Annotated in this window: 10 protein-coding genes; all 10 read right to left on the reverse strand. The window is 49.8% G+C overall.

The features are described 5' to 3' along the window. A partial coding sequence (gene murG / locus HPY90_RS10835; RefSeq protein ID WP_287194441.1) for an undecaprenyldiphospho-muramoylpentapeptide beta-N-acetylglucosaminyltransferase occupies positions 1-1090 on the reverse strand: 1090 nt, incomplete at its 3' end. A gap of 20 nt (positions 1091-1110) precedes the next feature. After that, entirely contained in the window at positions 1111-2205 is a 1095-nt protein-coding gene (ftsW, locus tag HPY90_RS10840; RefSeq protein WP_013174976.1) for a putative lipid II flippase FtsW, read from the reverse strand. Then, complete coding sequence (gene murD / locus HPY90_RS10845) at positions 2202-3572, reverse strand: UDP-N-acetylmuramoyl-L-alanine--D-glutamate ligase (protein ID WP_287194420.1); 1371 nt, start codon at positions 3570-3572, stop codon at positions 2202-2204. Before murD ends, ftsW begins: the two co-directional genes overlap by 4 nt. A gap of 15 nt (positions 3573-3587) precedes the next feature. Continuing rightward, positions 3588-4562: a phospho-N-acetylmuramoyl-pentapeptide-transferase gene (gene mraY / locus HPY90_RS10850; RefSeq protein ID WP_287194422.1), complete on the reverse strand. Its 975-nt coding sequence runs from the start codon at positions 4560-4562 to the stop codon at positions 3588-3590. Positions 4563-4600: 38 nt separating this feature from the next. Then, positions 4601-5980, reverse strand: a complete 1380-nt coding sequence (locus tag HPY90_RS10855; RefSeq protein WP_287194424.1) for a UDP-N-acetylmuramoyl-tripeptide--D-alanyl-D-alanine ligase — start codon at positions 5978-5980, stop codon at positions 4601-4603. Continuing rightward, complete coding sequence (locus tag HPY90_RS10860) at positions 5970-7451, reverse strand: UDP-N-acetylmuramoyl-L-alanyl-D-glutamate--2,6-diaminopimelate ligase (RefSeq protein ID WP_273698958.1); 1482 nt, start codon at positions 7449-7451, stop codon at positions 5970-5972. The genes HPY90_RS10855 and HPY90_RS10860 overlap by 11 nt, the downstream gene beginning before the upstream one ends. A gap of 61 nt (positions 7452-7512) precedes the next feature. Beyond that, a complete protein-coding gene (locus tag HPY90_RS10865) occupies positions 7513-9624 on the reverse strand; it encodes a stage V sporulation protein D (protein WP_287194427.1) in 2112 nt (703 codons plus the stop codon). 72 nt (positions 9625-9696) lie between these two features. After that, entirely contained in the window at positions 9697-10197 is a 501-nt protein-coding gene (gene ftsL / locus HPY90_RS10870) for a cell division protein FtsL (protein ID WP_273698956.1), read from the reverse strand. Between the two features lie 39 nt (positions 10198-10236). Next, entirely contained in the window at positions 10237-11160 is a 924-nt protein-coding gene (rsmH, locus tag HPY90_RS10875) for a 16S rRNA (cytosine(1402)-N(4))-methyltransferase RsmH (protein ID WP_273698955.1), read from the reverse strand. A gap of 17 nt (positions 11161-11177) precedes the next feature. Then, positions 11178-11609: a division/cell wall cluster transcriptional repressor MraZ gene (gene mraZ, locus HPY90_RS10880; RefSeq protein ID WP_013174968.1), complete on the reverse strand. Its 432-nt coding sequence runs from the start codon at positions 11607-11609 to the stop codon at positions 11178-11180. Positions 11610-12190 lie beyond the last annotated feature (581 nt).

The following is a 12190-nucleotide window of genomic DNA, read 5'->3' on the forward strand; positions in this document are numbered from 1 at the left end:
GCAAGCAACTAACAACTATATCAACTATCTGGGCGAGAGCTTCTGGTTTGCCTTGCGCTTTCATCTTGGCAGACATTTCTTTTAATCTTACCGGATTATTTCTCAATTCTTCTATCTTCTTAAACAGTACATCTCCGTCCAGAAACTCGTCAATTATCACCTCGGCTGCTCCTCTAGCTGCAAGGCTTCGAGCATTTTTTTCCTGGTGATTTTCAGCAGAATACGGGTAGGGAACCAGTATCGCCGGTAAGCCTACCACTGCAAGCTCAGATAGGGTAGCGGCACCGGCCCGGCAAACAGCCAAATCAGCAGCAACCAAAGCGTACTCCATTTGCTGCAAATAAGGAAGAAGTCTCAGGCTCAAGGTCGCGCTTTCCCACACTGCAGGAGCTATGTTGTCTTTTATATTCTGATACCCGTTTTCTCCAGTTATCCATAATATTTGTACTTTTTCCATTATATATCGTTCAACCACCTGTAACATGGCTGAATTGATGCTTGCCGCCCCCAAGCTGCCTCCAAACGCCACCAAAGTAAAGACTGAGGGCGAAAAACCGAACTGCTCAAGTCCTTGTTTCTTGGTGGTTTCCATGATTTCGCTGCGAACCGGGAGCCCGGTTACTACCACCCTTCTGGCCTGCAAGTACTTTCTAGCCTCTTCAAAACTCAGCAAGACCCAGTCAGCTCTCTTGGCTAACAGCCTGTTGGCCAAGCCGGGAAAAGCGTTTTGCTCGTGAATAACCGTCTTAATACCCATAAGATTCGCTGCCATCACAACCGGGTAAGACACGTATCCCCCAGTTCCTACCACCACGTCCGGTGCAAAATCCCTGAGAATCGTCCAGGCTCGCCAGAATCCTTGCGGGACCTTTAGTAAGGAACGAACCGCTTTAAGCATTGAGTTCCGATTCAATCCCTCTATATCTATGGTTTGTAACCGGAATTCGGTTTGCGGGATAATCCTGCTCTCCAACCCTTTCTTAGTGCCTATGAAGAGCACATTAATAGAGGGAACCTTCGCTTTCACCCCTCTGGCGATCGCCAGAGCCGGGTATAGATGTCCTCCGGTTCCCCCCCCTGCTATCACCATCTTCAATTCACTCACCTCACTCAACGGTAACCGGCGTAACGAGAGATGTTCAATAAAAGTCCTACCCCTATTAGAATAAAAAGCAAAGATGATCCGCCATAACTAATAAAAGGTAGTGGTATTCCCGTCACCGGTAGGACTCCTGAAACCACTCCTATATTCACCGCCGCTTGAAACACAATCATGGTGGTTATGCCGGCTGCCAGCAGTGCCCCGAAATTATCTGGAGCGTTCAAGGCAATTCTATAACCTCTCCAGGCCAGCAACAGGAACAACATTAAAACCAGACTGGTTCCGAGAAAACCCAATTCCTCCCCCAGTATAGCGAAAATGAAATCCGTGTGCTGTTCCGGCAGGTAAAAGAATTTTTGGCGGCTGCGCCCCAGCCCCATCCCGAACAAACCCCCAGAGCCCAGGGCGTACAAGGATTGGATGGTCTGAAAACCGGAGCCACTCGGATCCTTCCAGGGATCAAGGAAGGCAAGAAACCGCTTGAGCCGGTAGCTCTCGAAAAAAATAGCAACTGCCACCAAAACGGCTCCGGCCATCCCTAATAGACCCATATGAGTCATCCGGGCCCCGGCCATGGCCAGCATGGTCAAAGCGGTAACCAGGATGATAAAAGTGGTGCCTAAATCGGGTTGCATCATAACTAACAAGCAAATGACTCCGATAAATAGCACATAAGGGAAAATACCTCGGGTTAGAGAAGACAATCTCTCCGTATTTTGGCTAAGGCTTGAGGCTAGAAACAGCACCAGGCACAGTTTGGCCATCTCAGAAGGGTTAAACCTCAAGAACCCTACGCCCAACCAGCGGGTCGAGCCCTTTACCGAAGGAGTGAACAGAACCAGTATCAAGCATACCAACGCCACTATTAGGGCTGGAACTGCTAAGTCCTTTAGCCGCGAATAGTTTATCTTGGTGACTACCCACATGACCGGCAAAGCAATTGCCACCCATAAAACCTGGCGTTTAAAAAAATAATAGGGATCGTGATAGCGCACGTTGGCGGTAACCGAACTGGAGCTAAAGACCATTATTACGCCTATAGCTATCAGCATCAGCGTGGTTATGAAAAGAACAAAGTCTGGAGGCCCTTGTTTCCTTCTCAAACCCGTTCCTCCTCCAGGGAATTTACCAGTTGGCAAAACAGATCTCCTCGCTCTTCGAAACTGTTGAACATGTCCCAGCTCGCACAGGCTGGAGATAGTAAGACTACGTCCCCGGGCCGGGCCAATTCTTTTGCTCTATAAACAGCCTCTTCGAAGCTTTTTGCCACATCTATATGCTGAAATCCCTGTTCCAGTACTTTTTCCCTGATTAGAAGACTGGCTTCACCCACCAACACCAGGTGCCTGACTTTATCCTTTATCACCCGGGACAAGACAGTGAAATCCGCCCCTTTGTTTCTTCCTCCGGCAATAAGGATCACCGGTTCCTGAAACGCCTGCAGGGCCTTAATGGTCGATTCTGGGTTAGTACCTTTTGAGTCGTTTACATAGAGCACACCATTTACTCGCCTGACTTCTTCCAGCCGGTGCCTCACTCCCTTGAAACTACGCAAAGTGTCCGCGATAGTATCTGGTTTAACACCCAGAGCTATGGCTATCCCGACAGCGCACAGCACGTTTTCAAGGTTGTGCTCCCCGCGTAGGGCAACATTCTCCCTCGGACAGATAACTACCTCATCATCATACAACCGGGCCTTTATTTTACCATCTTCCACATAAACCCCGCGAGGCAACCTCCGGGCTGTAGAGAAAAAGATGACTTGAGACTTGGCTTCAGTTTTCAGTCTCCTAACCCAGGCATCTTCGTAGTTCAACACCGAAAAATCGTCCGGACCCTGATTGCTCAAGATCTTGGCTTTGGCTTCCACGTATTGTTCCATAGTACCGTGACGGTCGAGATGATCGGGGGTTATGTTTAGAACAGCCGCTACTCGAGGGTGAAACTCCCTGATCGTCTCCAACTGGAAGCTCGAAACCTCTACCGAGACTACCCCCTGCTCTATCTCGTCAATAACCGATATCAAAGGAACCCCGATGTTACCACATGCAGCGGTATTGACACCAGATTTGTCGAGTATCTCTGCTACAAGAGCTGTAGTAGTAGTTTTTCCATTGGTCCCGGTTATTGCTACTATTTCTACTGCATCGTTTTTCAAACGGTAAGCCAGCTCGATCTCTCCTATGACCGGAGTACCCGCTTTAATCACCCGCCGTACCACTTCCGCGTCCATGGATACCCCGGGACTAACCACCGCCAAGTCATACTCCCCTGGCTTAATCGTCAGTTCTTCTCCTAGCACCTTTTTCACGTCGAATTCCGCCAGCTCTGCCAAAGCTTTTCCTAGCTGCTCTTCTGCCTTCTGATCATAAACCGTAACCCTTCCTCCTCTTCGGGCCAGCGTCCGGGCAACAGCTACCCCGCTTTTAGCCAAACCTATTACAATAAACCTTTTACCCCTGATTTTCATCGTACAAAGTCACCCCTACCCCAGGTTTCTAAAACCTAGTAGTCCCAGCACCACAAAAGCAAGCGATACTGTCCAAAAAACCAAAACCACTTTTGCCTCCGACCAACCCTTGAGCTCAAAATGGTGGTGCAAAGGAGCCATTAAAAAGACACGCCGGCCAGTCAGCTGAAAAGATAGCACCTGAACTATAACACTCAAGGCTTCCAGTACATATAGCCCCCCGATGACCAGAAGGGCTATCTCAGACTTAGTAATGGCAGCTAGAGCGGCAACCGCCCCTCCCAAGGCCATTGACCCAGTGTCACCCATGAACACACGAGCAGGATAATGGTTAAAGATCAGAAATCCGAGACAGGCCCCGGCTAGAGCCCCCGAAAAAACGGCCAGGCTGAAATGAGAAGTTGCAATACTTATTACCACATACCCCAAAGCCACAAAAAAGGTTACTCCGGCCGCTAATCCATCTAACCCGTCGGTGAGGTTTACGGCATTGGCAGTGCTGATTAATACCAAAACTAGCAGTACCATATAAAAAGGTCCCAGCTCAACACTGAAGCCGGTAAAAGGAACTGCCACCTCGGTTCCTCTTCCCAGGACCACAACCAGTATGAATCCGAATATCAAGCTAATGAGCAGTTGCAGGCCAAGTTTTTCTCGCGCCCTTAAACCGAGGGATCTTTTCAGCACCACTTTAATGTAATCGTCCCAGAATCCCACGGCTCCAAAAGCCACTGTAACCAGCACACAAGCCAGCACCTCAAGACTATTCCCTGCCAGGATAAGGGAAGCGAATAAGACTGCCGTGATCATCATAATGCCCCCCATAGTAGGGGTACCGGCTTTAGCCAAATGACGTTTAGGCCCGTCATCCCTGATACTCTGTCCAGCTCTGAGTCTGCGCAGAAGCGGGATGACAAAGGGTCCCATCACCACACAGATAAGGATCGATATCCCGGCAGCTACCACCGTGTCTGTCACAATCCCATGCACCGACAAAACCTCCGCCCTGCTCCAATCGCTTAAATTGCTCAAACCTCTAACTCTTGTACTATGTCTTCCATGTGCATACCCCGGGAAGCCTTGATCAATACTACAGCCTCCGCCGGCAAGTCTGACTTCAAATAAGCGATTGCCAGTTCTTTATCAGAAAAATGCAGTATCCTCTCCTTGTCCAAACCGGCTTCTTTCGCCGCCACCCCAATATGCCTGGCCAACTCCCCAACGGTTACCAAACGCTCTACACCAAGCTCAGCTGCTTTGTAGCCAACCTCTCGGTGCCCCTGTACCTCATAACTGCCCAATTCATACATATCACCCAGCACAGCAACTCTATAGCGGCCGGCTGCAACATCCGATAACACTTCCAACCCCGCTTTCATCGATACCGGGTTAGCGTTGTAGCAATCGTCGATGATGGTAATACCTCCCAGCCCAGTTTTGATGTTCAACCTCCGGCTGGAAGGGGCAAAAGAACGTATTTTAGACTGGATATCCGCCAGGTCTACCCCTAGGCGCACGGCAACCCCTGCTGCTGCAATGACATTATAAGCAAGATGCGAACCTGGGAAAGGCAGACAAAACTCTGCCGCCTGCCCGGCAAGGCTCGCTTTTATCCTGGTCTCCTCGCTGGAAGAATTCACATCCAGCATGCGGTCATCACAGTTTGCACCCCACCCAAAGCGAACCTTTTTAACCGCATACTTTTCAGCCGCTTCAACCAGTAGAGGATTGTCACCATTAATGGCGACGAATCCCCGCTCGTCCACATACTTAAATAACTCGCACTTGGCCTGAGCTATTCTTTCCATGCTCCCCAGATTTTCCAAATGTACCGGTTCTACGTTAACAATGATGCCGCACGTCGGCAAAGCTATCGATGCTAACTCTTCTATCTCACCCAGGTTACGCATGGCCATCTCTACCACACAAGCTTCATACCTGTGGTCCAATCTCAGCAGTGTAAGCGGAACCCCGATTTCGTTGTTATAATTTCCTTCCGTTTTAAGGGTCTGAAACCTCGCTTCCAAACAGGTAGCGGTCAGATCTTTAGTCGTGGTTTTACCGACACTTCCAGTAACCCCAACCAGGTGTAGCTTGAACCTTTGCCGGTGCCAACGAGCTAGCATCTGCAATGCCTTTTTCACATCCCTAACCGATATGAGCCCTCTCTCTCCCAGGCCCTGAGGCAAAGACACTGGACGGCTGACAACAGCAGCTAATGCTCCGTTCCTTAAGGCCTCCGGGACGAAATCATGCCCGTCATGTCTATCCCCTTTTAAAGCAAAAAAGACATCTCCGTGGCCCGAGCGGCGCGAATTGAGGCTCACGCCTGTTATTTCTATATCGGGCCTGCCTTGTATGATGTTACCTTCAATTGCCCGCGCAATATCCAAGAGTCTACTGTACACTTTGAAGACGCTCCTTTATGAACTCCTTCGCAACTTCCCGGTCATCAAACGGCAGTACCTCATCTTTTAACAACTGGTAGGTCTCGTGCCCTTTCCCCGCTATGATAACCATGTCTTCCGCCTGGGCCATATTGATAGCCTGACCTATGGCCACCCTACGATCGGCTATTACGGTGTATCTGCTGTTAGGAACCTTCTTAACTCCTGTAACTATGTCTTCGATTATAGCCAAGGGGTCCTCGCTACGAGGGTTATCCGAAGTTATTATACTAAAATCGCTGTACTCCGCAGCTATTTTCCCCATAAGCGGCCGCTTGCCTCTGTCTCTGTCCCCTCCGCAGCCAAAAACTGTGATGATCCGCTTCTTCGCGATAGCCCGGGCGGTCTTAAGGATATTCTCCAGTCCATCGGGAGTATGAGCGTAGTCAACAATGACCGTAAAGTCTTGCCCACACTTAACGGTCTCGAACCTTCCCGGGATTCCTGATACCTTCTCTAGGCCCCGCTTTATAACCTCGGGAGAAATGCCTTCTTTCAAAGCAAAGGCAGCTGCCGCCAAGGCATTGGAAACGTTGAACCAACCGGATAGGTTGAGACTTAACCGCAGATCTCCTTCAGGCCATTTTAGAGTAAAACAAGACCCCTCGGGTTCGACTCGAACCTCGGTGGCTCTAACCGCGGCTTCGTCCGTAATTCCGTAAGTCACAACCCGGCTAGGAGTAGCATCTCTGAACACAGTCCAAGAAGGATCATCCCGGTTTATGACGGCAAAGTGACCGTCTTTGTTCTTCAGTCTGCGAAACAGTTTTAGCTTTGCTTCCCTGTAATCGTCCATTGTACGATGGTAATCAAGATGGTCCTGAGTAAGGTTAGTAAATACCGCCGCGTCAAAGTCTAAACAATCGACCCTGCCCAAATCCAGGGCATGGGAAGAAACCTCCATAACCGTGTAGTCGCCACCTTCGTCCACCACCCGGCGTATAAATCGTTCTAGATCGACCGACTCGGGGGTAGTATGGGCCATGCTTTCCTGCTTTCCCCTCCAGCGGGCATAAAGGGTTCCTAAAATTCCCACTTGATACCCCGCCTCTTCTAAGACCGAAGTGATCAAATGAGTGGTGGTCGTCTTTCCGTTAGTCCCGGTTACCCCTATCAATCGTAATTGCCGTGAAGGAGCCCCATAAAAATTGGAAGCAACTATAGGAAGGGCTTTGCGAGTATCTTTAACCCTCACCACAGTCACCCCTTGTGTTCCTGCGACCGGTTTTTCGACAAGAAGGGCTATGGCTCCCGCTCCCACCGCTGGGAGAACGTAGTCATGCCCGTCAACCTTGAATCCCGGAATACAAACAAAAAGATAACCTGGCTCAATTTTACGAGAATCGTATTGGACCCCTTTGATTTCCTTATCCAGGTCACCCGAAGTCTCTATAACTTCGAGTCCGCTGATAAGATTCTCCAATCTCGCCATCTCTGCCTCCTCAAGACTTACCTCATACCTGATTTGGGCTCTGCCTGCAGCAGCTCGCTGTTCAAGGTGCAGGCCCAAACTCCACCACCACAACCGATCCCGACTTAACCATGGCTCCCGGAGCTGGGTTTTGCTTCGCTGCCAACCCGTAGCCCTGCGGTTCCATGTGCAAGCCAATTTTCGCCAGTATACGGGCAACCTCACGCATGGATTTCCCCTGTAAATCGGGAACGGTAACCTCTTCTTCTCCTGCCTGTTGATTCACTTCTGACAGATAAACTATAACCTTGGTACCCTTCTTGACTTTCGAGTAAGCCCGGGGAGCCTGGCTCCATATCAGGTCCCCTGAGCCCTCCACCTGCACTTCGAGCCCCTGGCGCTTTATAATAGTAAGGGCATCATCCAAGGTTAGGTTAACGACATCGGGGACAGATACCGTTTCTTTCGTCTCGCCTTTTTCAACCTTAGGCACACCTTGTAAAGGCACTTCAAGGTATCGCAATGAATCGCGCATGATCTCCCTGAAAACCGGCGCAGCCACTGTACCACCATAATAAGGATAACCCTGAGGAGCGTCGATTACAACTATACAGGCCAGCCTGGGGTTGTTAGCCGGAGCAAATCCTACAAAAGAAGCTACATATTCGTTAGGGAGATAACCTCCGGAAGGCGATATCTTCTGGGCAGTTCCCGTTTTGCCAGCCACTCGGTACCCTTCAATATAAGCGTTCTGGCCAGTTCCGTTTTGCACAACTCCCTCCAGTATCAAGGCCAATTCCCGAGCCGTGGCTTTAGATATAACCTGTCTAACCGGTTCCGGTTCGACTCTCTTTACCACCTTACCATCGGCATCTAACACCTCTTTCAGCAAGTGTGGTTTCATCATAACCCCATCGTTGGCAACCGTAGAAACCGCCGTTAAAAGCTGAATAGGGGTAACCGCATTGGCTTGCCCCATAGCCATGGTGGCCAAATCGATTTGTTTGGCACGGGTACGCGGAACCAGAATTCCTTTGGCTTCACCTGGTAGGTCAATCCCTGTTTTTTGGCCAAAGCCAAAAGCATTTAGATACTGGTAGTACTTGTCAAGCCCCAACTCTAATCCTAAACTGACGAACCCCACATTACAGGAATGCTCGACCACTTCAACAAATGTCTGCGCGCCGTGCGCGCGCCCCTGTGAGCATGATATCGTTTCCTTGCCCACTTTGATGGACCCTGGGCAGAAAAACCGGCTGTTAGGCCGCACTACCCCTTCTTCCAACCCAGCGGCTGCCGTCACGATCTTCATAGTGGAGCCTGGTTCATAGGCATACCATATGGCGAGATTGCGGCGATTAACCTCTGGGTACTGCTTGTAATCGTTGGGGTCGAAACAGGGACGGTTGGCCATAGCCAGCACCTCTCCGGTTCTCGGGTCCATGACTACAGCTATAGCCCCTTTCGGTTTCCTGGCTTCCCAGACCCTGTCCAGTTCCCGTTCCACTATGTACTGAATAGTTTCATCTATGGTCAACACCACGCTGGCTCCGTCTGTAGGCGGAATATACCTGTGAGTTGCCTCCGGTATCTCCCGGCCTACGGCGTCATGTTCTATGACAATCCGCCCCGGTATACCGCCGATTATATCGTTGTACTGCCGGTCTACGCCTTCTAACCCTATGTTGTCTATGCTGCTTATTCCCAAAACATGACAAGCCAAGCTCTTTTTAGGATAAAAACGTCTGCTCTCCTCTACTAATCCTATCCCAGGCAAATCCAGTTTCTTTAGCTGGGCCGAAGTCTTAAAGTCTACCTGGCGTTTAATCCACTCAAATCCTGACACCTTGGTTATCCGCTGGTAGACGTTTTCTTCTTCCAACCCCAGTATTTGAGCCAGAGTATGGGCTATTTCTTCAGCCCTTCCCGACTTGCGTACTTCGGCCGGATTAGCATAGACGGAGTCGGCACTCACTGATATCGCCAGTTCCCGACCATTGCGATCATAAACTACACCTCGCTTGGCCTTCACCGGAACGTCGCGCATGCGGTTTTCGAGTGCTTTCTCCGACAGTTCAGCGCCCCTGACAATCTGTACCCAAAACATCCTTCCCATCAGTCCCAAAAATCCCAGTATGAAGAATAAAAAAAGCGTGACAATACGCTTCCTGATGGCGAGGTTGGTAGTTTGCATGAACTCCATCCCCCAGTCAACGCCAGAAATATCACCCTTTGAACGACTAGTTCCCTTGCCCCAGGCAGTATTCTAGTCTATCATCCCCAGCGTCTTTTTGCTGGCACTTGACCCTAATCTTACAACTACCCGGTACAGTTTTTCCAGCGGCTTTTCTTTGGCCTGACCGACAGTCTTCGGACGGCTGAGGCTCTCGACTGGAACGACCGGAACTTCTTCCTTCAAAGCAACCACCTGAACTTCGTCCGGTTTGCACATGCCCAGCTTGGTAACTGCCAACGTCTCGATACGCGAAGGCGAACTCAATTCGGCAATTCGTAACTCCAAGTGCCGGTTTTGTTGATCCAAGTCAGCTATCTCCTGCTTTAACTCAACTATTTGATACCCCAAAACCGCTAGCTGACACCGGATGAAAACCGCTAGCAAGCCCAACCCGAACAAGGCGGCGATTATAGCTATCAAGCGAACACTCTGTAAGTTCCGTCGTTTCGTAATCCTCCTCACTTTAGTGACCACAGGCACCCCGGCCCTGACCGGGTATCCTTGCACCATTATATGATTGGCCTGGGGCAATTTATTCGACCTCCATTCGCGGTAGATTTCTATTGGTTTCTAGATCTTTTCGGCTATCCTCAACTTAGCGCTGCGGCTGCGAGGATTGCGCGCTAGCTCAGCTTCAGTTGGTGTAATTGGCCTTTTGGTTACTATCTTCAAGCGTGCCCGGTGATTGCAGGTACAAACCGGTTGGTCAGGAGGGCAAAGACATCCCAAAGACTCACGCTTGAAAAAAGTCTTGACTATCCGATCCTCTAACGAATGAAAAGTAATAACTGCTATTCTTCCTTCGCTGGCCAGTACCTCCACCGCCTGTGGCAACACCTCCTCGAGTGCCTCCAATTCCTCATTCACGGCTATGCGCAGAGCTTGAAAGGTGCGACGGGCCGGATGCTTATCCTTCTTGGCCTGGGCCGGGACCGCCCTCTTTATCACCTCGACCAGCTCGAAGGTGGTGTTTATAGGCCTCAGTTGCCTCTCCCTGACAATTTCTCGGGCAATACGCCGAGCGTATCGTTCTTCACCCAATTCCCTTATAATCAGGGCTAATCGTTCTTCAGACCATTCATTGACCAGATGCCAGGCTGATAATTGCTGGTCAGTATTCATCCTCATATCGAGAGGGCCTTCTTCTTGGTAGCTGAAACCGCGACTGGCATCATCCAGCTGAAAGGACGAAACACCTAGATCAAGAACGATGCCATGAATCTCGCTTATGCCGTGCATCTTGAGTATTACTTGGAGGCGCCTGAAGTCACCGTGAATCAAAATCAGCTTTGAAGAAACGTCAGCTAGCTTTTTTCTCGCCTCTTCCAACGCCTTCGCATCCTTGTCTATCCCGATAATAGTGGCCTTCTCTCCCAGTTTTTGTACCAGACATGCGAGATGGCCACCACCACCGACTGTACAGTCGACGTAAACGCCATCAGGTTGTAGCGCAAGCATCGACACTGCTTCCTCCAACAGCACCGGAACATGCATGAAGTTTCACCCTTCCCCTAGAATCCAAGTTCATCAAGGTTTTCTGCGATTTCAACATATGATTCTCCTGCTGTCTGGAGGTAGTTTTCCCACAGTTCTCGGGCCCAAACCTCAACCCGGGTCCCTACTCCGACAATAACGATTTCCTTTTCGATACGAGCATACTCCCTCAGTGGAACCGGCAAGACCGTTCTTCCCTGTTTGTCCACCTCGCACTCCGCAGCTCCGGAAAAGAAAAAACGAACAAAAGCCCTCACATCCTTACGGGTGAACGGCAGACTTCTCAGCTTCTGCTCTAACGTCCTCCATTCTGGCCACGGATATAGAAACAAGCAGTTGTCCAACCCTTTGGTCGCAACAAAAGTGTCACCTAAGCCTTCTCTGAACTTGGCCGGTACGGTCATGCGACCTTTTGTATCTAAGAAATGTTGATATTCGCCCAAGAACATTTGTTCTGCCCCATCTCGTTTGATTACAGGGAATGTGCTCCACTTTACTCCACTTTACTCCACTTATTCTAACACAAGCAAGCGACTCCTGCATTGTGAAAAGTAGCACATATTTTCTTAAAGCCCTCCCTTCCTCTAAGATCCCTGTCCAGACCGGGTTTTTGGCAGCTGCGCTTAGTTTCCTAGGACTATTTTGCTAATTTATCCATGACCATTTTTCTGCTCAGTAATCGCGTGACCTTGCAAACAAATTTGTTGCGTGTTCAATCCTCCAATAGATATAATTTTCATTAGAATTGTAGTAGGTAGGAAGTATCAAACCTTAAGTCCAAGTTATCACTTAAAAACGAAATACTGCCTGAGGAACGGTAGGACGGTAGTTACGGCGCTTGTCGGCGTGGTCTCTCCAGCGACGACGCGTTGTCAGCGGTTTAACCTGCACTCCAACCGGAGTGTTTTTTGTTTGTACTCCTCCTTTTCCTCGGGCTGAAGGAGGTGTGAAACCTGCTATCAGGCTACTGTTCTTTAATCGGTCTATACCAATAACAACCCGTAATACGGTAGGAAGGAAGGAGTAAAAC

Source organism: Syntrophothermus sp., from assembly GCF_013314835.1.
GTDB lineage: Bacteria > Bacillota > Syntrophomonadia > Syntrophomonadales > Syntrophothermaceae > Syntrophothermus > Syntrophothermus lipocalidus.

What these genes read in the sequence shown, in the direction of transcription:
- HPY90_RS10865 (WP_287194427.1), bottom strand. Translation starts at nt 9,624, where the DNA reads ATGCAAACTACCAACCTCGCCATCAGGAAGCGTATTGTCACGCTTTTT.
- rsmH (WP_273698955.1), bottom strand. Translation starts at nt 11,160, where the DNA reads ATGCATGTTCCGGTGCTGTTGGAGGAAGCAGTGTCGATGCTTGCGCTA.
- mraZ (WP_013174968.1), bottom strand. Translation starts at nt 11,609, where the DNA reads ATGTTCTTGGGCGAATATCAACATTTCTTAGATACAAAAGGTCGCATG.
- HPY90_RS10860 (WP_273698958.1), bottom strand. Translation starts at nt 7,451, where the DNA reads ATGGCGAGATTGGAGAATCTTATCAGCGGACTCGAAGTTATAGAGACT.
- murD (WP_287194420.1), bottom strand. Translation starts at nt 3,572, where the DNA reads ATGAAAATCAGGGGTAAAAGGTTTATTGTAATAGGTTTGGCTAAAAGC.